A 23,289-nucleotide genomic window follows, 5' to 3' on the forward strand; every position below is an offset into this window, starting at 1 on the left:
TCAAAAATACTAAAATCTTCTTCCTATAGAGAATTCGAAACTACTTGTGTCATCTCCTGGTTTGTCATTGAGAGGTCGAGTGTAAAATATTTGAAGCGGACCTATAGGTGTTAGCCATTCTATACCAACACCTGTGCTATAACGCTTGATCTCATTTAAACTATCATCGCCTATCATACCGTAATCAAAAAATACAAGTCCACGCATTTTAAGACGATCTATAATAGGAAAGCTTACTTCGACTGAGTTACTAAACGATATTTTACCGCCGGTTTCTATATCTTTACAAGCATTTATGACGCTGCCATCGCTTCTTTTTGGATTGCATATATGTTTTTTTGGAGTTACGCTTCTATTTTTATATCCTCTTACGCTTCGTATGCCGCCTAAAAATAATTTTTCGTTTATAGGTAGTTTAGCTTCGTCGCTATTCCATAAGTATCCAAATGCCGCTTTATATCTTAAGATAAGATCATAATCTATATAGTCGCTTAATCCAAGATAGTAATTAAAACTAGTTTTATTTTTAACAAACTCTATATCTCCGCCTGCTCCTGCGTATTCAAAGCTAGTAGATGCTATTATACCGCTTCTTGGGATATAATAATCATCCGTGTTATTAAATGTTATACCAGGAATTATCGAGCTTTTTATATTTGTTCCGTTTAGATATCCGGCGTCTCTATAAAACTCATCAAGTCCAGTGATTTTGCTGTGTTCTATCTGATATGTTAAAAATGCGTTTGTATATCTTCCTATTTTTCTGCCGCCCGTTAAACTAAAGCCGTAATTTTTCTCATTATACTCGTTCCAGTCATAATCGTTTGCATAAATATTTCCGCCAAGGCTATATGCAGAGTCCATAACGCGAGGGTTTGTAAGTCCTATATTTCCGCTTAAAGTATCATCGCTTTTATCTACGCTCACGCTACCTTTATATCCGCTACCAAATACGTTTGTATCGCTTATCCCGGCATTTAATAATAAACCATCGCTAGTACCGTATCCTATACCGCCCGTGACGCTTCCTGTTGATGTCTCTTTAACTACAACTTCTAGATCGACTTGTTCTTTATTTACTCTATTTTCTTTTATTTCTACATCTTCAAAATAACTACTTCTTTTAAGTGCATTTTTTGAGTCGATTAGATCCGTTTTATTATATAAATTTCCTTCTGTTAAGTACAATTCGCGTCTGACAACCCTATCGACTGTTCTATCATTTCCAGATATGATAACGTTTCTTATACATACTTTATCGTTTGGTACTACTTGATATGTAATATCTACTGTGTGATCAATCTCATTTTTTTGTGTTTGAGGATAGACTTTTACATAAGCGTATCCTTTATCTGCGACTATATTTTCAAGATCACTTATATCTTTTCTGAGCCACGCTGAGTTTAGTCTGTCTCCTTTTGATAGTTTAAATTTTTTAATAATGTTTTCATTATCAAGTTCAAGTTCGCTAGGAGCGTCTATAGTTATATCATTTACGTTATAAGGTTCGCCCTCTTCTATGTAATAAGTAAGATCTGCCGTATAGTTATCAAAATATGTATTTAGATACGCATCTGAAATCGAAGCGTCTAAATAACCTTTTTTAAGATACTCTTCTTTTATTTTTCCAGAGTCTGTAGGGAGATCGTAAATTTTAACTTTTCCATCATTTCTTCCCCACATCCAGCCCATGAATTCACGTTGTTTATTTGATACCGCGGGTTCAACATCTGAGTAATCAAGTACTTTTGAGCCTACTAAATTTACATTTTGTATTATAATGTTTTCGCCTCTATTTACGGTCATTATTATATGAAGTGAGCTATCATTGCCATTCAATGGGATCTTTTCAACATCGACGACTGTATCAAAATATCCTTTTGTTTCGTAAAACTGTCTTATTCTATCTTTTGCGTTATTTATACTTAGTTCGTCATACATCTGACCTTTTTTTACACTAAGTATGCTATCTATAGCTTTTTTATCATTTGTAACAACGCCTTGTATATCAAGCCTCGCAATGATAGGTTTTTCTTTTAAGGTTACTACTACATTTCCATCGGTTTCTTCTATATAAATATCTTTGAAATAACCTTGTTTGTATAAATTTAAAATAGCTTTATTTGAGTTTTTTTCTGTTAGCTCATCTCCTATTTTTAGTCCTGAAATATCGTTTGCAACTTCATTTGAGAGATGCATAAGCCCTTTGTAGGTCACTGATTTTATAGTTACAGCATTTAATGCTCCAGCCACCGCTAAACTCAAAAATAATATTTTTTTCATATAATGTTACCTAATGCAAAGTGTGATTGGCTATAGTATCATAATTATTTTTAACATATTATTAAATTTAAACACGTTACGTTTTCTAAATTTATCGGTCAAATTTAATGGAAATTGCTAGAACTTTGATTAAATTTAAAGTATAATAATCCACAAAAAATAAGGAATTTATATGAACGTAGGCATAATAGGTCTAGGACTTATCGGAGGTTCTTTAGGTCTTGCTTTAAGAGATATGAAACTTATAACAAAAGTAAGCGGATATGATCTTAATAAAGAAAACGAGAGTGACGCTTTGAAGCTCGGTTTAGTCGATGAGATAATAGGCTTTGAAGAGATGAAAAAGAGATGCGATATGATATTTTTGGCTATTCCTGTGGAGGCCATTATCAAAATACTTCAAAATTTAAAAGATATACCAAAAAGTACGACTATAATAGATCTTGGTTCAACCAAAGTAGAGATATTAAAATCATGTCCGGATGAGATAAAAGAGAACTTTGTGGCTGCTCATCCTATGGCAGGAACTGAAAACTCAGGACCTAAAGCGGCATTTAAAACTCTTTTAAACGGTGCCGTAGTTGTCGTATGCGATGATAAAAATGCAGGTGAAAATCACGTAAAAAGAGCAGTTGAGATACTATCTCACGCAGGTATGAAGATAGTTTTTATGGATTCAAAAAGCCATGACCATCATGTAGGAATTATATCTCATCTTCCTCATATCATCAGTTACAGTCTTGTAAGCTCAACTTTAAAAGAAGAGGATAAAAGAAATATATTGCTTCTTGCTGGAGGTAGTTTTAGCGGAATGGCTCGTATAGCAAAGTCAAGTCCGCAAATGTGGTCAGATATATTTAAGCAAAATAAATCCAACGTGTTAAACGCGATAAATTCTTTTAAAAAAGAGCTTGAAATTTGTGAGAATATGATAGAAAACGATCAGTGGGATGAACTAAAAGCGTGGATGCAAACTGCTAGAGGATTGAGAGATATTTTATAGTTAAATTCAAAATATTTTGATATAATCACGATCTAAAAAATATATTAATAAGGTAGCATGATGAGAAAAAATTCAGGTTTTAAAATTATTATTATAGGTATTATTATAATTTTGTCTATATTTATAGTGGTAAGTATTTCAAATTTAAATATACTTGAGAAAGAACCTCCTAACATAGCTTTGGAAAATGAAACTCATTGGAATTTAAAAGCTCCTATTCCTCTTAAAATCACAGATAATGCAGGTATTAAATTTATAAAAATAGTTTTAAACGACGGTTCTGCGAGTCAAGTTCTGTTATCTAAAGAGTTTAATGATAGCCAAACAGAAGTAAATTTAAACATAGCTTTTCCTAAAAATGCTATATTTGATGAGAAAAAAACTTATACTTTAATAGTGGAAGCGATAGATACTAGCAAATGGAATTTTTTTGGCGGAAATAAATCCGTGAAAAATTCAAAACTTTTAGTAGATACAAAAAGACCAGAGATATATATACTAAACCAGTCTTATAAGATATCAAAAGGCGGCGCGGCAGCTGTAGTATTTAGGGCTAGTGATGATAATATAAAAGATGTATATATACAGACTAACTACGGTAAAAAATTTAAAGTCACACCGTTTTACAAAGACGGTTATTATTCATCTTTAGTAGCGTGGCCTAGTTCTGAAAATGAGTTTAGCGCAGATGTAGTGGCTGAAGATATGGCCGGAAATAAAAGCAATATGCGCATAAGATACTTTTTGCAAGACAGAAAGTATAAAATCTCAAAAATAGCTTTGAACGATAGATTTTTAGATGGTAAAATACTAGATCTTGCAAATCAATATGCAACAGATCCTAATGCTATGGATAAGCTTGCTAGATTTAAATTCGTAAATGAAACGCTTAGAATTTCAAATGAGAAAAAAATAGCGGAAATCACGTCAAAAGTGCCTGAAAAATCAATGAATGGCTTTTATATAGATCCTTTTTATCCTCTTAGAAACGGAGCGGCGGTAGCTAGTTTCGGAGATCATCGTTTTTATACTTATGGTGGAAATGACGTAAGCGAAAGTTGGCATTTAGGTCTTGACTTAGCTAGCACAGCAGGAGCCAAAATAGCAACTAGCAATCCTTCGGTAGTAGTATTTAACGAAGAAAACGGCATATACGGTCAAAATATAATTTTATACCACGGATTTGGGCTTTATACTTTGTATGGTCACTGTAATAGCACAAATGTAAATGTTGGAGAGCAACTAAGCGTAGATGCTTTTATAGGAACTACCGGAACTACCGGACTTGCTCTTGGGGATCACTTGCATTTTGGAGTTTTAGTTCAAGGTATAGAAGTTAGACCTGAGGAATGGATGGATAATAAATGGATGAAAGATAACGTATACGATGTTCTCGAGCTTTCAAAAAAGGTTATTGATAAGAAAATTTGAAGTGATTTGATTTAAATCAGTAAATTTATAGTGGTAAATTTAATAAGGAGCCAAATGAAAAAATACCGCATTTATCAAGTCGATTCATTTACTACTCAAAAGCTTTATGGTAATCCGGCTGGAGTAGTAACAAACGCCGATGGACTTAACGATGAGCAGATGCAGCGCATAGCAAGAGAGCTAAATAACTCAGAAACGGCGTTTATCTTATCTCCTAAAGACGCGAGTCATGATGTTTGGGTACGCTTTTTTACTCCGACAAGTGAAGTTCCTATATGCGGTCACGCTACTATAGCCGCTCATTACGCTAGAGCTATAGAGCTCGGACTAGATTCTACTAAAGTAGTGCAAAAAACAGGCGCCGGAAATCTTCTTGTAGATATAAACAGATGCGGCAATGATTATTCTATAGTGATGACTCAAGGCGAGATCAAAATCGGCGAACCATTTTCTTGGCAGATCGTACAAAAGCTTACCGAAGCGCTTGGTATCAAGAGCGATGATTTAAACTCAAAATGTCCGGTTTGCATCGCATCTACCGGACATTCAAAAGTAATGATAGCTATCAACTCAAACTCTGTTTTACACTCTTTAAAACCGAATTTCGAACTTTTAATATCACTTAGTAAAGAGATAGGTTGTAACGGGTATTATGTTTTTACGCTAGATCAAAATGCTGAAATTCTAGTGCACGGACGTATGTTTGCTCCTGCTATAGGTATAAATGAAGATCCAGTAACTGGAAATGCAAACGGACCTTTAGGGGCGTACCTTGTGCATTATGAACTTTTTGGCAACAGTGATTTGCGAAGTTTTAAATTCAAAGCAACGCAAGGCGAAGCGATAGGACGCACAGGCGTGATGGAAGTAAATGTAACTAAAGAAGGCACGAGACCGACTCTTGTACAGATAACAGGAAGAGCGGTAATTGTTTTTAGCGCTGAGCTTGAGGTTTAAGTTTTGAGCCGATATTTACCAATTTTTAACCGATTTTTGATATAATCGGTCTAGATTACTTAAGGATTAAATTTGAAACAAACAACAATATCAAAAAAGGTTGAGGGCGTAGGTATAGGACTTCACAAGGGTGAGCCTATAAAACTAATACTTGAACCATTAGAAGCAAATATGGGTATAGTTTTTTATAGAAGTGATTTGGGAAGTAGTTTTAAAGCCGAGCCAAAAAATGTTATAAATACGCAAATGGCTACCGTAGTAGGAAATGAAAAAGGTTCCGTATCTACAATAGAACATCTTTTAAGTGCTATAAATAGTTACGGAATTGATAATATAAGAATAGTTCTAGACGCAAACGAAGTTCCTGTGATGGACGGAAGTGCGATAAGTTTTTGTATGATGCTAGATGAAGCCGGAGTCATCGAACTAGAAGCCGATAAAAAGGTAATAGTAGTAAAAAAAGAAGTTGAAGTGAGGGATGGGGATAAATATGTAAAAGTCACTCCTAGTAAAAATCCTAAATTTAACTATACTATCAAATTTGAAAATCCTATTATCGGTAAGCAGAGTTATACTTTTGAATTTAGTAAAGAAAATTTTTTAAATGAGATAGCGCGCGCTAGAACATTTGGATTTTTAAAAGATGTTCAAAAACTAAATTCAATGGGCTTAGCACTTGGCGGAAGTCTGGATAATGCAGTAGTTATCGACGATAGCCGTATTTTAAATCCAGAAGGATTGCGGTTTGAAAATGAGTTTGTAAGACATAAAATACTAGATGCTATCGGTGATATAAGCTTACTTGGAGCGCCTATGGTCGGAGATTATGAGGCTTACGCAGGAAGTCATGACTTAAATCACAAGCTCACTGTAGCTCTTTTAAGCGACGAAAAGAACTATGAAATGGTAACATTAGATGAGCAAAAAGCCAAAGAGTATGCAAAGGCTTTTGCATAAAAAAAGTTGATATTTTAGTAGCAGCGCTCTCATCGCCGTTGCTTATTGGTATATATGAAAACGATACTCTTATAAAAGAGCTTTGTAGCGATCAAAAAGCTAGTGAATCTTTAATAGCATTTTTAGATGAAATCAGTTCAGAGTTTGTAATATCGAGCATAACTTACGCAAATACTCCTGGAAGCTTTATGGGTCTTAAGGTAAGTTATGTGATATTAAAAATATTTTGTATAGCCAAAAATATCGGTTTTTGGGCTGTTAGCGGATTTGAACTAAATGACTTTGGCGCTATACGCGCAAATAAAAATTTAAGTTTTGTATATAGCAAAGATGGTATTAGTTTGCAAAAAATAGAACAAACAGATTTTAAACTCCCAAATAATTTATCAAATTTAAATAAAAAGTGTGATACTCTTCCGGAGTATATTATAGATGCAATTTAGGAGAGAATTTGAAAATACTAACGCCAGCCACAAGTGCGAATTTAGGACCGGGATTTGATTCATTAGGACTTTCGCTTAAACTATACAATGAAGTTACTATAACAAAGCAAAATTTTACGTCAGTTTGCATAAGCGGCGAAGGAAGCGATAAAATAGGGCTAAAAAAAAATAATACATTTGTAAATATTTTCAACGAAACCATGCTTTATCTTACCGGCAAGACGCCGAATTTTAGATTTAATTTTATAAATAATATTCCGTTTTCTAGAGGTCTTGGAAGTAGCTCATCGGTAATAGTAGGAGCTATAGCTTCTGCTTATCATATGGCTGGATTTAAAGTAGATAGAGCTTTGGTATTAAATCAAGCTTTAAAATACGAAAGTCATCCGGATAATATCTCTCCGGCGGTATGGGGAGGTTTTACGTCAAATATCGTGCATAAAGGCACAGTATATACGCAAAAAGCTGATATTAGTAGCGATTTAAGAGCCGTTGTAGTTATACCAGACAAGCCTACTAGCACAAAACAATCAAGAGGAAAACTACCAAAAACATACCCTATGGCCGATGTAATCAGCAATGTCTCTCACGCGGCTTTTCTTACTGCTTGTTTTATAAAACAAGATTATGAGAATTTAAGATTAGCAAGTATAGATAAAATGCACGAAATCAGACGTATGCATGGACTTAAAGAGCTTTTTAGGGTAAGAGAGATAGCTTATTTAAGCGGTGCTTTGATGAGCAATCTTTCTGGTAGCGGATCTAGTTTTTTAAATTTAGCACATAAAGATAGAGCTCAAACTTTAAGAGATATATTGCAATTAGAATTCCCGGAGTTTAAAGTAGAAATCTACGAACTTGATAATAACGGTTTTATATTGCAAAGCTAAAAATAAAGAAAATTAAGATATAATATGAACAAATTTCATAAACCAATAAGAATGTGCGTGGTTTGCAAAGGCAGATTTTTTCAAAATGAGCTTTTTAAATTTGCTTGTGTAAATGGTGAAATACAAATAAACTCAAAAAATACAAGGTCATTTTATCTATGCAAAACCTGTATCCAAAAAGACAAAAAAGACCTCAAAAAACCACTCTCACGGTTTAGTAAAAATAGTGTAAACTTAAAGGAGATACTCGCCGATGGCAAACATTAGAATCCATGAAATAGCAAAAGAACTTGGCTATTCCAATAAAGAAATTTTAGAAAAAGCAAAGGAGTTAGGATTTAAGGTTACAACTTCATCTAGCGCAGTAACTCCAGAAGATGCAGCACAACTCTATGATTATGTCCAATCAGGTAAAAAACCAGAATCGCCGGAGAAAAAAGATATAAAACAAAATACTCAAAAAGAAGCTCCAGAGACACAAACGCAGCAAAAACCTATAGAGCAAGAGGTGGAAACCAAACAAAATATTGATAGTACGCCAATCAAAGTAGAGCCAAAACAAGAGAGTTTGGCCAGTTCTACTTTATCTAAAAGGCGAGGCTTAGTTATAGTAAAAAAGAAAAAAGTGGAAGTTCAACCTATACAAAAACAGCAGTCTGAACCTATAAATAAAGGTTTAGAGGCGATTTTTGGCAGCAGTGATGAAAATCTAAAAAAGAAGAAAAAAGAGAAAAAACCTATTATAGCTACTAAAAAAGAGAACTCGGCTAAGATAGACTTGTTATCCGCAATTAGTTTTAGCGATGATATATCTATAGATGATGAAGATGTTGTTGTATTGCCAGATCTTACTGTAAAACCTATAGAGATTGAACGTCAAAATACGGTTAAAAAGCAGATAAATGTTTATAAAACATCTCAAAATAATAGTTTTAGTTTTGAGGGCGGAATACAAAGAAACAGTAGAAAAAAACATAAAAAAGTCGTAAAAGACAAAGATAATGAAGATATAAGTAGCGTTGATATCCCAAAAGAGATTCGTCTTTATGAATTTGCCGATAAGATAAAAAAATCTTCAAGCGAAGTGATAGCAAAGCTATTTATACTAGGAAAAATGACTACTAAAAATGATTTTTTGGAAGAAGATGAGATAGAAATACTAGGCGCCGAGTTTGGTATAGAAGTCAATATAGTGGATACTAAAGAAGATTTTGACTATGTAAAAGCATATGAAGATGAAATTTTAGAAGATAATAGCGTATCAAGAGCTCCGGTTGTTACTATAATGGGTCACGTAGATCACGGTAAAACTAGTTTGCTTGATTATATAAGAAACTCGCGCGTAGCTAGCGGTGAGGCCGGTGGTATCACTCAACACGTCGGCGCTTATATGGTAGAAAAAAGCGGTAAAAATATAACCTTTATAGATACTCCTGGGCATGAAGCTTTTACCGCTATGAGAGCAAGAGGAGCTAGTGTTACTGATATAGTTATTATAGTTGTAGCTGCCGATGATGGTGTAAAACCTCAAACTAAAGAAGCTATAAATCATGCAAAAGCCGCAGGAGTGCCTATCATTATAGCTATAAATAAAATGGATAAAGAAAGCGCTAATCCAGATCTTGTAAAAACAGGACTTGCCGAGCTTGATATTCTTCCTACCGAATGGGGCGGCGGCTATGAGTTTGTGCCTATTTCGGCTAAGACCGGAATTGGGATCGAAGATTTACTAGAAATAGTTCTACTTCAAGCCGAACTTTTGGAACTTAAAGCAAATCCCGATAGAGAAGCAAAAGCGACTATTATAGAAAGTTCACTTCAAAAAGGTCGCGGACCAGTAGTAACTGCTATAGTTGAGAACGGGACGCTAAGAGTAGGAGATACTATCGTTGCTGGTGTGGCTTATGGCAAAGTAAGAGCGTTGCAAGATGACAAGGGAAATAGTTTAAAATCTATAAAACCTGGTGAATGCGGTGTCATCATAGGACTTAGCGAAGTTCCAGATGCGGGAGAAACGTTGATAAGCGTAAAAACAGATAAAGAAGCTCGTGAATATGCTCAGAAAAAATATGATTATTTAAGACAAAAAGAGCTTAGTAAATCCACAAAAGTAACTATAGATGAGCTAAGCGCTAAGATAGCAGAAGGCGAGTTAAAAAGCCTTCCAGTTATCATAAAAGCCGATGTTCAAGGTTCACTAGAAGCCATAAAAGCAAGCCTTGAAAAATTAAAAAATGATGAGATAAAAGTAGATATAATTCACTCTGGAGTAGGCGGAATCAGCCAAAGCGACATAACTTTAGCAAGTGCAAGTTCAAACTGTGTTATTTTAGGCTTTAATATAAGACCAACTGGAGACGTAAAAGAAAAAGCTAAAGAGCGTTCTGTTGAGATAAAAACTTACAATGTTATATATAATTTAATTGATGATGTAAAAGCTCTGCTTAGTGGTCTTATGAGTCCTATTATAAGCGAAGAAGAGCTTGGTCAAGCCGTCATTCGTCAAGTTATTAATGTGCCAAAAATAGGACAAATCGCAGGTTGTATGGTGACTGATGGAAGTATAAATAGAGGTGCTAAGATACGTGTAATCCGTGACGGAGTTGTTGTGTTTGAAGGAAATGTAAGCTCATTAAAACGTTTTAAAGATGATGTAAAAGAAGTAGCAAAAGGGTATGAGTGCGGAGTCGGTATCGAAGGATATAACGATATGAGAGAAGGCGACTATATAGAAAGTTACAAAGAAGTAGAAAGCAAGGTTGAGTTATGAATGCAGCCGAAGTAAAGCGCCTAAGAACAGAAAGCGTGCTAAAAGAGCTTATTCCAGAAGCACTAAGCAGCTTAGATGATATCTATTTAAAAGGGCTTTGCGTAACTGATGTAGAGTGTAAAAAAGGCAGATATGATGCTTTTGTATATCTTGATAAAATGATGCTTGACGACAAAGAGCAATCTTACGTTTTAGAGCATTTAAAAAGAGTAAGTAAGCATATACAAAATCACTGTATGAGTGCCGAAGGTTGGTATAAAGCTCCAAATTTTCATTTCAAATTTGATGATAGGCTAGAGTATCAAAATCATATTGATAAGCTATTTAGTAAGGTTTCTGATGAGCTTGATAAGGGTAAAAAATGACGGATTTATCAAATTTAGTATCGCAATGCGGAGTTGATCTGTATGATGCAGAAGTCGTAAATGAAAATGGTAGAGTTATATATAGAGTTTATATAACGAAAAACGGTGGTGTAAGTTTAGAAGAGTGCGAAGCAGTTAGTAAGCTTCTTTCTCCTATTTACGATGTAATGCCGCCAGTAAGCGGAGAGTGGATTTTAGAGGTTTCAAGCCCTGGGCTTGAGAGAAAACTTAGTAAAATAGAACATTTTACGCTTAGTATAGGCGAATTTGCTAAAATTATACTAAATGATAAGACCGAGATTAAAGGTAAGATAGTATCCGTAAAAGATGATAATATATGTATAAATATCAAAAATAATGAATCAATTGAAGTCAAATTTGAAAATATAAAGAAGGCTAAAACCTATATGGAGTGGTAGTTTACCACTCAACTTTTTGCCATGAATTTTTCTCTGCATAAAGAGTGTTTATATCGTAAAAAAAGCAGTTTGGGTGGTAAACCTTTTCCATAATTTCATTTTCTATATTTTTTTCGTTTATTTTCATGTATTTTATTACTTTATAGATGATTCCGCTATTCCTTACTATGTATGGTAAAGTGCTAAATTTGTCTTGAATCATAAAGTATCTTTTTTCTCCACAGATACTTTCGCAATATATTATGTACTCCATAATTTTGCACCTTTTTTCTAGTCTCAATTTTTTATAAATATATACATTTGTCTATTAAAATAAAACATAGTAATATTTCTATAGATTTATTATAATATATAGTAATATTTTCTTTGTTGCAAAAGATGGTAATTTTTGATAAATTTTGTTTTTATATTTCAAGGAACGATTATGGAAAGAAAGCTAAGCAAAAGAGATATGGCAGGTATCCTTAAAATTGATGTAAAAACTTTATATAATTGGAAGAAAAACAAACCAGAGCTCTATCGTATAGTTATGCTTGGATTTAAATTCGACGAACTTTTATGGTTAAGTAAGCAGAATTTTGAAGAGATGCAAAAATTAGCTAGAGAGAATCAAAACTACCGTTTAAGGTAGCTTTTAATTGCAAATTGACTATAATAAGGAATTGATTTTATAAAAGAAAGATTAAGATGTGTAATGAATATTATATGAATATAGCTATAAATAAAGCATGGGAGTTTCAGTTTCTTACGTATCCTAATCCTGCCGTGGGATGTGTTATAACAGGTAAAAATGGTGAAATTTTATCGATAAATGCTCATGAAAAAGCAGGAATGCCGCATGCTGAATTAAACGCTATAAAATATGCTTTAGAGATGAAAAATCCGGCTTTTAAGCAAGATTTTGACGAGATAAAAGATACAAACGAACTTTATAATTTCATAATGCAAAATCATTCAAATTTACTAAATGGATCAACTGCTTATGTGACGCTTGAACCTTGCTCACATCAAGGACGTACTCCGCCTTGTGCGAATTTGTTAAAAGAGCTTGGTTTTAAGCAAGTTATTATAGGGGCAATTGATAGTAGCGAAAATGCAAAAGGCGGTGAGCAAATTTTAAAAAATAGCGGTATAAAGACCAAAATAGGAGTTTGCAAAGAGAAAGCAGATGAACTTTTAGAGCCTTTTTTGGCTTGGAGTTTGGGAAATTTTAGTTTTTTTAAGATCGCTTTAACACAAAACGGTATTGCAAGCGGTGGAGTTATCTCAAATTTACAAAGTCGCACTCATTCCCATAAGCTTAGATCATTAGTAGATATGCTTGTTATAGGAGGGAATACCGTAAGAACAGATCGTCCTTTACTAGATACAAGACTTGTAAAAAACGGTAAAAATCCGGATATTCTTTTATACTCAAAAGAGTCTAAGTTTGACACGACAATTCCTCTTTTTAATATTTTAGATAGAAGAGTTATAGTTTCAAATTCGTTAGATGCGGTATTTGAGCGTAAATTTGTTATGTTTGAAGGCGGAGAAAATTCGCTTTTAAATTTAGATAAAAGAGTAAAATGGCTTTTGATTTATCGTTCAAACGAGTTTAAAATAGGCAAGGCTATCAGTTTGAATTTAAAAATTAAGATTATGCATACTTCTAAATTTGAAAATGATGAACTTTTATGGTGTAAAATATTAGATTAATTTTATTAAAATTTAAGCTAAAATATATTATATAAAGTAGTATTTTATCTATTAAAAGCCTTATTTACCATATTTATAATATCTTAAGTAAAATTTTTATATAATAGCGCAATTTTCTATTTAAAAAAGGTCGAAAATATGGATAGATTATACTCATATAAAGATAATTGCGGTTTTGGTTTGCTTGCAAATTTACATAATGTTTCTAGCTATCAAAATACAATTGATGCCATAACGGCTCTTGAGCGAATGATGCATAGAGGCGCTATAGCGAGTGATGGCAAGAGTGGAGATGGCTGTGGTCTGCTTTTTTCGATGCCTACTTCATTCATGAAAAAGGCTGCTAAAGAGTGCGGCGTTCTACTTCCTGAACAGTTTGGCGTAGCTATGGTTTTTTTAAAAACCGACGAGCATATGGAAAAATTTGAGGAAATATGTCTGAAAAACGACTTAAAAGTTATTTTAAAAAGAGATGTTCCTATAGATGAAAGTGCATTAGGAGAGCTTGCTTTAGAGACTTTACCGCGTATAGTTCAGTTTTTTATCACCCCTAATAGCATAATTGCTAAAAAATATTTTAGCTCTTTGCTCTACCTTGCAAGACGTGAAATTCAAAAATACTTTAAAGAAGATGATGATTTTTATGTCTGTTCATGCTCGGATAAAGTTATAGTTTATAAAGGTCTTATAATGCCTACTTATATAAAGACCTTTTTTAAAGATTTGAGCGATCAAGAGTTTTGCAGTAGTTTTGCGCTTTTTCATCAAAGATTTTCTACAAATACACTTCCTAAATGGCGTCTAGCTCAACCATTTAGAACAATAGCTCATAACGGAGAGATAAACTCAATTTCTGCAAACAGAACAAATTTAACTATCCAAGAAAAATGCTTAAAAAGCCATAAATTTACAAATGATGAGTTAAATATGATGATTCCTATCACTGGAGACGATAGAAGTGACAGTGCTAGTTTAGATAATATGTTTGAGTTTCTTATACAAAATGACGTGGATTTTTTTAAAGCCGTTAGATTAGTTCTTCCTGCTCCATGGCAAAATAGTCCATATACGGACTCAAAAATACGTTCATTTTACGAATATACGAGCCCAAATTTTGCTCCATGGGATGGACCTGCGGCAGTATCGTTTACAAACGGTAGATTTATCGCTTGTTGTTTAGATAGAAACGGACTCAGACCCGCAAAATATATCATCACAAAAGATTCAAGAGTCTTGATTTCTAGTGAGTACGGCGTTCTTGATATAGATGAGAGCAATATACTTGAGCGAGGACGCCTACAAAGCGGTCAAATGATAGGTCTTGATCTAAAATACGGTAAGGTTATGAAAAACGATGAGATAAATGATTATATCAAAAATAGCCAAGATTATACAAAATGGTTAAATGATAATATGGTTCATTTAGAAGAATTCGTAGAGATCGTTTTTGAGAAGTTAAGCGATTATAAGTTAGACAATCTTCACGCTTTGCAAAGAAATTTTAGTATAACAAACGAGTTTAAAGAGATGATTTTATCTCCTATGATTACAAGCGGCAAAGAAGCAACCGGCTCTATGGGTGATGATACGAGTTTGGCTGCATTTAGTGACTCTCAAAGAAGATTTAGCGACTTTTTTAAACAGAAATTTGCCCAAGTAACAAACCCTCCTATAGATCCACTTCGTGAGATGGTTGTAATGAGTTTAAACGTAACTTTCGGTGAGTTTAGAAACTTTTTAGAAGAGAGTGAATTTCATGCAAAACGTATCAAAACAACATCTCCGATTTTAATGCAGGATAAATTTGAAGTTTTGAAAAGTTTCGGAGATGAAAATAGTCCTAAATTTCAAAGCGAGTTTAAAAATCAAACATTTAGTACACTGTTTAGCGAAAACTTAAAAGGTAGCCTAGAAGATCTTGTTTATGATGTTATAAATGCTATAAAGAACGGAGTTCATATTGTTTTGCTTGATGATAGAGGAGTAGATAGTTCTAACGCTTCTATGCCTATGGCTATGGCAGTAGGTAGAGTTCATCAAGCTCTTATAGAAGAGGGACTTCGCCATAACGTGACTATTATAGCAGTTAGCGGTGAGATATTAGACTCTCATAGCTGTGCTATGATGATAGGATACGGAGCAAGCGCAGTATATCCGTATCTTCTTTTTGCGAGTGCTTATGAGATTTTGAAAGACAAGGATGAGACGCAGATAAAATCAGGTTTAAAAAATATCCATCATGCTTTAAACACCGGACTTTTGAAGATAATGTCGAAAATGGGTATATCGACTGTAGGAAGCTATAAAAACTCAGCTTTATTTGATGTCTTAGGTCTTAGTCAAACCGTAGTTAATGAATGTTTTGCAGCTTCTAGCGTGCTTATACCAGGACTTGAATATGACGATATAGAAAAAAGAATTTTAAAATATCATAAATCCGCTTTTAATTTTGGTGATCACCTTATACCTTTGAATTTAGGCGGATTTTACAAATACCTTGATAGAGATGAGTTTCATGACTATACGCCATTTATAATAAATCAAATTCATAAAACCAGCATAACGGGCGATATGAATGATTTTTCTAAAATCAGAGATGCCATAAAAGGTCGCGGACTTAGAATGGTTAGAGATTTTCTTGATATAAAAAGCGATAAAGAGCCTATAAGCGTAGATGAAGTGGAGCCTGCAAGTAGTATATTAAAACGTTTCAATTCAGCTGCTATGAGTTTAGGTTCGATAAGTCCAGAAGCGCATGAAGCTCTAGCTTTAGCTATGAATAAACTAGGAGCTATGAGCAACTCAGGTGAGGGAGGAGAATCCAATCAGAGATTAAAAAGTCCTGCTAATTCACAGATAAAGCAGATTGCAAGCGGAAGATTTGGCGTAACTCCGGAGTATTTAGCTAGTGCTACCGAAATTCAAATAAAATTAGCTCAAGGTGCAAAACCAGGAGAGGGCGGACAACTTCCAGGATATAAAGTAACGGAACTTATAGCAACTCTGCGTTATACGACGCCAGGGGTTACTCTTATAAGTCCTCCTCCTCATCACGATATCTATAGCATCGAGGATTTAGCTCAGCTTATTTTTGATTTAAAGCAAGTAAATCCAAAAGCTACTATCGCAGTAAAACTAGTTTCAAGTGCTGGAGTAGGTACTATAGCAGCTGGAGTTGCTAAATGTTACGCTGATAAAATAATTATAAGCGGAGGAGATGGAGGTACCGGAGCTGCTGGTTGGAGTAGCATCAAATTTACCGGAAATCCGTGGGAATTAGGTCTTATAGAAGCACATAATGCTTTGAAAGTAAATAATCTAAGAAGCAGCGTTCATCTTCAAACAGACGGCGGATTAAAGATCGGTCAAGATATCATAAAGGCTGCGTTATTAGGAGCCGAAAGCTATGCTTTTGGAACTTTGGCTTTGGTTATTTTAGGCTGTAAAGTATTAAAAATATGCCATTTAAATCGCTGTACCGAAGGAGTTGCTACTCAAGATCCGGCTTTAAGGGGTAAATTTAGCGGAAGCGTAGATAGAGTCGTGAATTATTTTACTTTATTGGCTGAAGATGTTAGGCTTGAGTTGGCAAAAATGGGATATAAAAGTTTAGATGATATAATAGGTAGAAATGAGCTTTTAAGTCCGGTAGAGAGTAAATTTGATATGAGCGAACTTCTAAGGGTTATTGATGGAGATAATAAAAGTAGCGGCAAACCAAATAATCCTTTTGATAAGAATGAATTTGAAAAAAGCGTATTAAAAGAAGTTTATAAAACTATACAAAATCCTGATGAAAAGATAGTCGTCGATAAGCAAATTTGTAACCAAAATAGAAGTTTTGGCGCTCTTATAAGCGGCGAGATAGCAAAATATTACGGTAATGAAGGCTTTGTTAGCCAGACTATCAGGATAAATTTAAACGGTATAGCCGGACAGAGTTTAGGAGCATTTTTGGCTAGCGGAGTAGCTTTGTATCTAAAAGGCAGTGCAAATGATTATGTAGGCAAAGGAATGAACGGAGGACGCATAGTTATAAGCCCAAATGATCCAAATAACTATTTTGCCGTAGCCGGAAATACCTGTCTTTACGGCGCTACTGGAGGCAAGCTTTTTGCTAGTGGAATCGTAGGAGAAAGATTTTGTGTGCGAAACTCGGGAGCTACTGCGGTAGTAGAGGGCGTTGGCGATCATGCTTGCGAGTATATGACGGGCGGAGTCGTAGCTATACTCGGAAACACCGGTATAAACTTTGGAGCAGGAATGACCGGCGGAATTGCCTTTGTATGGGATGAAAAAAGAGAGTTTATAGATAAATTAAATCAAGAATTAGTCATTGCTTTACGTATAGATACTGATGAAATGGACGAAGCAAGGCACTTTTTAAAGCGTCTCATTAGAGCTTATTATAACGAGACAAAAAGTGTTAGAGCCAAATATATTTTAGATAATTTCAGAGATTCTATAAGAGAATTTTGGATGGTAAAGCCAAAAGATATGACTAAACTTCCATTAAATCCAGCCGACGGAGATTAAAATGCAAGGATTTACAAATTTAACAAGATTAAAAACCATAAAAAGAGATAAGGGTGAAAGAAGCACGGACTTTAAAGAAATTTATCAAATTTTTAGCCTTCAAAGTGCAAAGGAGCAGTCTAGTCGCTGTGTGCAGTGTGCAAATCCATTTTGTCATAATGCTTGTCCTTTACATAACTACATACCGTTTTGGCTTTTAAATACGGCTAATTTAAATTTAGAAATGGCTTTTAAGCTTAGCAATGAAACAAATCCATTTCCTGAAATCACAGGTAGAGTATGTCCGCAAGATAGACTTTGTGAAGGAGCCTGTACTTTAAATGATAATTTCGGTGCTATTACCATAGGATCTATAGAAACATTTATCACAGAATCAGGACTTAATAGCGGTTTTAACCCATTTGGCGATATAGTATTTACTGATAAAAAAGTTGCTATTATAGGTTCAGGTCCTGCTGGATTAAGCGTTGCTACATATCTTATAAGAAACGGCGTAAGAGTTGAAATTTATGAAGCAAATCATAGAGCCGGAGGACTTTTAGCATATGGAATTCCCGGATTCAAGATAGAAAAAAGTGTTATAGAACGTCGTATAAATATACTAAAAACCGCAGGTTGCGTGATTCATACGAATAGCTTTGTAGACGACTTTAAATTTGAAAGTTTGATGAGTGAGTTTGACGCTGTTGTTTTAGCTTACGGTGCAAGAACGGGGCGCGCCGTAGGACTTGCAAACGAAAAAGCTAAAGGTGTTTATAACGCTCTTGATTTTTTAACTATTTTACAAAAAGAACAGTACAAAGAGAGTGACACGAGTATAGACTTAAACGGTAAAAAAGTAGTTGTTATAGGTGGTGGAGATACGGCTATGGATTGTTTAAGAAGTGCTATAAGAAAAGGCGCACTTAGCGCAACTTGCGTATATAGAAGAGATCTTGCTAGTATGCCAGGAAGTAAAAAAGAGTTTGTAAATGCTACTGAAGAGGGAGCAAATTTTATATTTAATGCCGCTCCAAAAGATATCGTAGTAAATGATGAAAACAAAGTTATTGCTCTAAATATATCAAAAACACTTACTAAAGATGGTAAAGTCGAGCTTTTAAAGGGAGGAGAAACAATTATAAACGCCGATATAATTATACTCGCTTTAGGATTTGATGTAGAAAATTTAAGCTTTTTAAGCGCAAACGGTATTGAGTTTGATAAAAAAGGTAGGGTTGCTACAGATAAAGAGTTCAGAACTAGTAAAAGCGGTGTTTATGCATGTGGAGACTGTAATAGAGGAAGCGATCTTGTCGTTACCGCAGCCGCAGATGCAAAACACTGTGCAAAAACTATACTAAAAGATCTTGGTTTATAAAAAACTCAAATTTACCCGCTAAATGCTTATTTTTTAGCGGGATTCATTTAATTTATCATTTTTAAATTCGGTATAATTATGCAAAAAATAGGGGAAGTATTTTGGAATTTGTAACTATTTTTGGGTCGGCTAGACTTGATAGCGGTAGTAAATTTTATAAAATAGCGTTTGAGCTAGGCAAAAAATTATCACAAGCGGGATACGGTGTAGTAACAGGCGGCGGCGGAGGTATCATGGAAGCCGCAAATAAAGGAGCTTTTTTAAGCGGCGGCGTGAGCGTAGGTATAAATATTATACTACCTTTTGAGCAAAAACTCAATCCGTACTGCACGGAGTCGAAAACCATTGATAATTTATCAAAAAGAAAAGATATGCTTATAGAAAAAAGTTCCGCATTTATTTTGATGCCGGGTGGATTTGGAACGCTTGATGAGATTTTTGAAGTTATTACTTTGGCTCAAACAGGACTTAGAAAACATAAAATAGTGTTTTGTTGTAAAGAGTTTTGGCAGCCTCTTTTAGACTTTTTTGATAATACTCTCGCAGCTGAAAAACTAATTACCGATGATCACTCTGTTTATGCTGTTATAGATGATTTTGATGAGATAATCAGGTATTTGAAAGATTAATTACTCTTTATTTATATGATTTTGGTATATTTATACCAATATTTTAAGGAAATGTTATGAATATGCTATTTAGATTTTTAGGTAGTGATAATATCGCTTTTAGAGAGCTATTTTTTACTGATGCAAAAATTGATATAGAAGTTATAAGAGACGATGAGAGTGGTTTTGTAGCTCAAAAAGCGATATACGACTGTAATAAAAAAATTCAGATACTTCGGGCAATTACGTTGAGAACTGTGAGCTTGTGTTTGTACCCGTATATACTCAAAAAGTCAGAGTAAAAATTCAAGGTTGCATAGAACAGAGTTTTAACTTTGAAGTTATGCTTCCTTTTGATTCTACTCATTTCAAGATACTTGCAAAGTATAGTTCGGAGTATAGAGCCGACAAGTCAAGATAACGATGAAGGATACTATATAAGCTTATTTGAGATAATTCAAAATTTAATGAAGTCTTCAAGGCTCATCATAAATTACTGGTCTGGAGAGTTTGAAGGTTCAGAGATATCCGGGCAAAAACTTCATATTATGACCGATAGTAATAATATATATTTGAATTAATACAACTTAAAATCATCTTAAGCTAGCTCATAACTAGCTTAATAAATTTATCTTTGAGAAATTATTTCAAATTTGAATGATATGCTTCAAATTTAGATGGCTTTATGAGACCCTTGTTTACAAGTTCTTGATACCAGTAATGGTGCAATATATAAACCTCTTCTTCCTCTTTATATCCTGTTATGATCGAGTGTATAGCGCCTTTTATAGCAAATGCAGCCATATAGATATGAACTAGTAAAAACACGGCACATACTATGCCAAGAACATTATGAATTATAGCGCTTAGTCTTAAAATTTCTATCTGAGTTAGTCCAAATGTGCTGGTTAAAATCGGGGTATTGAAATCCAAAAAGTACATAGCCGCACCGGTTAATATCATAACAAAACCGCCACCCACTGCTACCCAAAACCATGATTTTTGTCCTGCGTTAAACTTTCCTGCAGGAACGGGATGTTTTTCTTTTGAAAGATATCCGCCGACTATCATCATCCATTTTATATCATAAATAGACGGAAGCATTCTTTTACCCCACATTAAAAGCATAGGAACAATGCTAATAGCAAATAAAATAGTAGCTAGACCGTGTAAATTTTTTACCAATCTTACGAAAAATCCTCCGCCAAAACTATCTCCCCACATCATTATAATTCCTGTCGGTACTAAAACTATCCAAGATAATGCTGCTATAAGATGGATTACGCGTACGTATTTTGAAAAAGCGTATATTTTTCCGCCGTGATGGTCAAAATGTTTTGGACCTACTACCATATAATGAGCTAAAAATGCAAAAATCACAGATAGCATTGCTATTGCCACGCCATAAGAGAAGTACTCGTTACCTTGCAAATATGTCCATAATGATCCAAATCCGCTATCGTATCTAGTGATATTTGCTATGCGATCATCTCCCCAGATAGCGCTCATTTGCTGGTTTGTTCCTTCTAGCTGATTTATTATATCTTTACTCATCAGCGGCAAAGAACAGGCAAATAATAAAAGAAATTTTCTCATCAAAAATCCTTGATCAAATTTTGATTTATTCTACATTAAATTTACTTATAATTCACTTGCTGTTATGTTTAGTTTTAGAAATTAATAATTTTATCAAAATATATTTTAATAATGGCAAAAATGCCGCTTTTGCTACTTTCGCCTTGAATTTTATAAATAACTATTTTAGTATATTTTTAAATTTAGTTTATCGAATTTTTATTTACTATAAATTTTATTAAATAAAGATATGTATAATATAGCCCAAAAATAGAATAGATTAAGGAATAAATTTGAAAGTTCTAGTCGCATTAAGTGGAGGAGTAGATAGCTCAATGAGTGCAAAATATCTACTAGAAGCGGGATATAGTGTAGTAGGTTGCTATATGAAGTTGCACTCAAAACCCGGTTACCATGAAGAAAATATAAGAAAAGTTAAGAAAGTAGGTGAGTTTTTAGGCATAGAAACTCATATTTTAGACTTAGAAGAAGAGTTCAATGCTAAAGTTTATGAGCCTTTTGTGAATGCTTATAAAGAGGGTCTTACGCCAAATCCCTGCGCACATTGTAATAAAAATATCAAATTCGGAGCATTATGGAAATTCGCTCAGACTTTAGGTTGCGATAAAATGGCAACGGGGCATTATGCGCGCATAGAAGACGGTCTCATAAAAGTTGCTAGCGATCTTAGCAAAGATCAAAGCTACTTTTTGGCAAATATCTCTCCTAAAATCCTACCTTATATCATATTTCCTCTTGGAGATAAATTTAAAGTAGATATAAAGGCCGCAGCTGCGCAAATGCCACAAATTGCCGAGCTTGCGAGCCAAAAAGAGAGTAGCGAGATATGTTTTGTGGAAACTACTTATATAGATATTTTAAACAAACATTTCAATACTCTAATGCCAGGAGTAGTAAGAGACGTAAGCGGAAAAGTAGTAGGCAAGCATGATGGATATATGCGTTATACTATAGGAAAAAGGAAAGGATTTAGTGTAGACGGAGCTCACTCGCCTCACTATGTTTTAAAGATAGACGCGGCTAAAAACGAGATCGTAGTAGGTCTTAAAGATGAGCTTTCAAGTTTTTCATTCACAACTACGAATTTTAACAACTTCACGGACAAAAACGAACTTGAATGCTTTGTAAAGATACGTTACAGAAGCACTCCTATACCTTGTTTAGTAAGTAAGCTTGATGATGGAGCAACAGTAAAGTTAAAAGATAACGCAGGCGGAGTCGCAAGCGGTCAATTAGCCGTATTTTACGATGAATTTGATAGAGTATTAGCCAGCGGATTTATAAGATAATCCGCATCTAATAATTTTATAATAAACGCCCTTAGTATAAAGAGCGTTTATTTAATTTAATGTTTGATTATAAATCGATATATTTATAACTAATCAAACAATCTTAAATGAGTAAAAAGATGATTTCGTCTTTTATAAATTTATTTTCTAAATACTCTTGAGTTGCCGACTGTAACACCGTTTTGTATCCATTCTTTTATCGTTGGATGTGCAAAGAAAGCTGTGCAAAATGATACGTATTGATTGTATATATTTGATAGCGGTTGTTGTTTGAATCTTATCAAGCCGTTGCTGTTATCTGCATTTGGTATGAGACATTGACCCCAAATGTACTCTTCGTTACTCCAAAATTCTTTATTGTATTTATAATCATCTTTTCCTACTATTGCTTCATCATCTCCTATTTGTGTTTTATCGCCTTCCCATTTTCTAACCATATTCCAAAAGTTTATAGCAGCGCTATCGTCTTGCACCCCCCCCCAGAGTTTGAGGTTGCGAATTTACCGTTTATAGTATAGTAAGCAGATACTTTGTTTATGTGCATTTTCATATTTATTACTGCTTTGGCGACCTTGGCATCGACTTTTGTAGCTACTAGTTTAGGTATCGCCAAAGACGCTAAAACGCCTAAGATGATCATCACCATCACAATTTCTATAATCGTAAAAGCTTTTTTCATGTATT

Annotated in this window: 23 protein-coding genes; 18 read left to right on the plus strand and 5 right to left on the minus strand. The window is 34.2% G+C overall.

All coding sequences use genetic code 11. The features are described from left to right. Nucleotides 1–9 precede the first annotated feature (9 nt). Nucleotides 10–2,283 carry an outer membrane protein assembly factor BamA gene (gene bamA, locus RVY88_RS06835; protein WP_317051284.1) on the minus strand — a complete coding sequence of 758 codons (2,274 nt, stop codon included), beginning with the start codon at nucleotides 2,281–2,283 and terminating at the stop codon, nucleotides 10–12. 172 nt (nucleotides 2,284–2,455) lie between these two features. Here bamA and RVY88_RS06840 point away from each other — a divergent pair, with 172 nt between their 5' ends. The 10 genes from RVY88_RS06840 (at nucleotide 2,456) to rimP (ending at nucleotide 11,518) form a co-directional block, all read left to right on the plus strand. Continuing rightward, a complete protein-coding gene (locus RVY88_RS06840; protein ID WP_002850498.1) occupies nucleotides 2,456–3,286 on the plus strand; it encodes a prephenate dehydrogenase in 831 nt (276 codons plus the stop codon). Between the two features lie 60 nt (nucleotides 3,287–3,346). Beyond that, a complete protein-coding gene (locus tag RVY88_RS06845) occupies nucleotides 3,347–4,717 on the plus strand; it encodes a M23 family metallopeptidase (RefSeq protein ID WP_002850497.1) in 1,371 nt (456 codons plus the stop codon). A gap of 54 nt (nucleotides 4,718–4,771) precedes the next feature. Next, the gene (locus RVY88_RS06850) at nucleotides 4,772–5,674 is read left to right on the plus strand and encodes a PhzF family isomerase (protein ID WP_162167312.1); all 903 of its coding nucleotides are present in this window, start codon (nucleotides 4,772–4,774) and stop codon (nucleotides 5,672–5,674) included. A gap of 72 nt (nucleotides 5,675–5,746) precedes the next feature. After that, a complete protein-coding gene (gene lpxC, locus RVY88_RS06855) occupies nucleotides 5,747–6,631 on the plus strand; it encodes a UDP-3-O-acyl-N-acetylglucosamine deacetylase (RefSeq protein WP_002850494.1) in 885 nt (294 codons plus the stop codon). A gap of 38 nt (nucleotides 6,632–6,669) precedes the next feature. Further along, nucleotides 6,670–7,074 carry a glycoprotease gene (locus RVY88_RS06860; RefSeq protein WP_162167313.1) on the plus strand — a complete coding sequence of 135 codons (405 nt, stop codon included), beginning with the start codon at nucleotides 6,670–6,672 and terminating at the stop codon, nucleotides 7,072–7,074. A gap of 8 nt (nucleotides 7,075–7,082) precedes the next feature. Beyond that, the gene (gene thrB / locus RVY88_RS06865) at nucleotides 7,083–7,964 is read left to right on the plus strand and encodes a homoserine kinase (RefSeq protein WP_011732230.1); all 882 of its coding nucleotides are present in this window, start codon (nucleotides 7,083–7,085) and stop codon (nucleotides 7,962–7,964) included. Between the two features lie 24 nt (nucleotides 7,965–7,988). Then, on the plus strand, nucleotides 7,989–8,231 hold the full coding sequence (locus RVY88_RS06870; protein WP_023385890.1) for a DUF448 domain-containing protein: 243 nt from the start codon (nucleotides 7,989–7,991) through the stop codon (nucleotides 8,229–8,231). Then, nucleotides 8,218–10,734 carry a translation initiation factor IF-2 gene (gene infB, locus RVY88_RS06875; RefSeq protein WP_162167314.1) on the plus strand — a complete coding sequence of 839 codons (2,517 nt, stop codon included), beginning with the start codon at nucleotides 8,218–8,220 and terminating at the stop codon, nucleotides 10,732–10,734. Before RVY88_RS06870 ends, infB begins: the two co-directional genes overlap by 14 nt. Next, nucleotides 10,731–11,099 carry a 30S ribosome-binding factor RbfA gene (gene rbfA, locus RVY88_RS06880; protein ID WP_002850488.1) on the plus strand — a complete coding sequence of 123 codons (369 nt, stop codon included), beginning with the start codon at nucleotides 10,731–10,733 and terminating at the stop codon, nucleotides 11,097–11,099. Before infB ends, rbfA begins: the two co-directional genes overlap by 4 nt. Beyond that, nucleotides 11,096–11,518: a ribosome maturation factor RimP gene (rimP, locus tag RVY88_RS06885; RefSeq protein WP_002850487.1), complete on the plus strand. Its 423-nt coding sequence runs from the start codon at nucleotides 11,096–11,098 to the stop codon at nucleotides 11,516–11,518. Before rbfA ends, rimP begins: the two co-directional genes overlap by 4 nt. Before the next feature lies 1 nt (nucleotide 11,519). On the opposite strand, the gene RVY88_RS06890 is transcribed toward rimP, so the two are convergent. Next, nucleotides 11,520–11,771, minus strand: a complete 252-nt coding sequence (locus tag RVY88_RS06890; protein ID WP_034959798.1) for a hypothetical protein — start codon at nucleotides 11,769–11,771, stop codon at nucleotides 11,520–11,522. Between the two features lie 171 nt (nucleotides 11,772–11,942). On the opposite strand from RVY88_RS06890, the gene RVY88_RS06895 reads away from it, so the two are divergent. From RVY88_RS06895 to RVY88_RS06925, 7 genes are all read left to right on the plus strand, one after another. Then, a complete protein-coding gene (locus RVY88_RS06895; protein ID WP_002850481.1) occupies nucleotides 11,943–12,149 on the plus strand; it encodes a hypothetical protein in 207 nt (68 codons plus the stop codon). A gap of 56 nt (nucleotides 12,150–12,205) precedes the next feature. After that, nucleotides 12,206–13,216, plus strand: a complete 1,011-nt coding sequence (ribD, locus tag RVY88_RS06900) for a bifunctional diaminohydroxyphosphoribosylaminopyrimidine deaminase/5-amino-6-(5-phosphoribosylamino)uracil reductase RibD (RefSeq protein ID WP_162167315.1) — start codon at nucleotides 12,206–12,208, stop codon at nucleotides 13,214–13,216. A 138-nt stretch (nucleotides 13,217–13,354) separates the two neighbouring features. Beyond that, nucleotides 13,355–17,752: a glutamate synthase large subunit gene (gene gltB / locus RVY88_RS06905; protein ID WP_162167316.1), complete on the plus strand. Its 4,398-nt coding sequence runs from the start codon at nucleotides 13,355–13,357 to the stop codon at nucleotides 17,750–17,752. Nucleotide 17,753: 1 nt separating this feature from the next. After that, a complete protein-coding gene (locus RVY88_RS06910) occupies nucleotides 17,754–19,112 on the plus strand; it encodes a glutamate synthase subunit beta (protein ID WP_162167317.1) in 1,359 nt (452 codons plus the stop codon). Between the two features lie 101 nt (nucleotides 19,113–19,213). Then, on the plus strand, nucleotides 19,214–19,741 hold the full coding sequence (locus RVY88_RS06915; protein ID WP_065844158.1) for a TIGR00730 family Rossman fold protein: 528 nt from the start codon (nucleotides 19,214–19,216) through the stop codon (nucleotides 19,739–19,741). A 56-nt stretch (nucleotides 19,742–19,797) separates the two neighbouring features. Then, nucleotides 19,798–20,022, plus strand: coding sequence for a hypothetical protein (locus RVY88_RS06920; RefSeq protein WP_025370387.1), 225 nt, complete (start codon nucleotides 19,798–19,800; stop codon nucleotides 20,020–20,022). A gap of 33 nt (nucleotides 20,023–20,055) precedes the next feature. Beyond that, the gene (locus RVY88_RS06925) at nucleotides 20,056–20,301 is read left to right on the plus strand and encodes a hypothetical protein (protein ID WP_317051285.1); all 246 of its coding nucleotides are present in this window, start codon (nucleotides 20,056–20,058) and stop codon (nucleotides 20,299–20,301) included. A gap of 61 nt (nucleotides 20,302–20,362) precedes the next feature. Here RVY88_RS06925 and RVY88_RS06930 read toward each other — a convergent pair whose 3' ends face one another. After that, nucleotides 20,363–21,316, minus strand: a complete 954-nt coding sequence (locus RVY88_RS06930; protein ID WP_002850470.1) for a formate dehydrogenase subunit gamma — start codon at nucleotides 21,314–21,316, stop codon at nucleotides 20,363–20,365. Between the two features lie 272 nt (nucleotides 21,317–21,588). Here RVY88_RS06930 and mnmA point away from each other — a divergent pair, with 272 nt between their 5' ends. Next, entirely contained in the window at nucleotides 21,589–22,605 is a 1,017-nt protein-coding gene (gene mnmA / locus RVY88_RS06935; protein ID WP_162167319.1) for a tRNA 2-thiouridine(34) synthase MnmA, read from the plus strand. 140 nt (nucleotides 22,606–22,745) lie between these two features. Here the strand turns inward: mnmA and RVY88_RS06940 are convergent, their stop codons facing one another. Beyond that, nucleotides 22,746–23,078: a hypothetical protein gene (locus RVY88_RS06940; protein ID WP_193390782.1), complete on the minus strand. Its 333-nt coding sequence runs from the start codon at nucleotides 23,076–23,078 to the stop codon at nucleotides 22,746–22,748. Further along, the gene (locus tag RVY88_RS06945; RefSeq protein WP_024305288.1) at nucleotides 23,054–23,284 is read right to left on the minus strand and encodes a prepilin-type N-terminal cleavage/methylation domain-containing protein; all 231 of its coding nucleotides are present in this window, start codon (nucleotides 23,282–23,284) and stop codon (nucleotides 23,054–23,056) included. The genes RVY88_RS06940 and RVY88_RS06945 overlap by 25 nt, the downstream gene beginning before the upstream one ends. Nucleotides 23,285–23,289 lie beyond the last annotated feature (5 nt).

Origin of the sequence: Campylobacter sp. TJR-1 (genome assembly GCF_032840035.1) — a bacterium.
GTDB lineage: Bacteria > Campylobacterota > Campylobacteria > Campylobacterales > Campylobacteraceae > Campylobacter > Campylobacter fetus.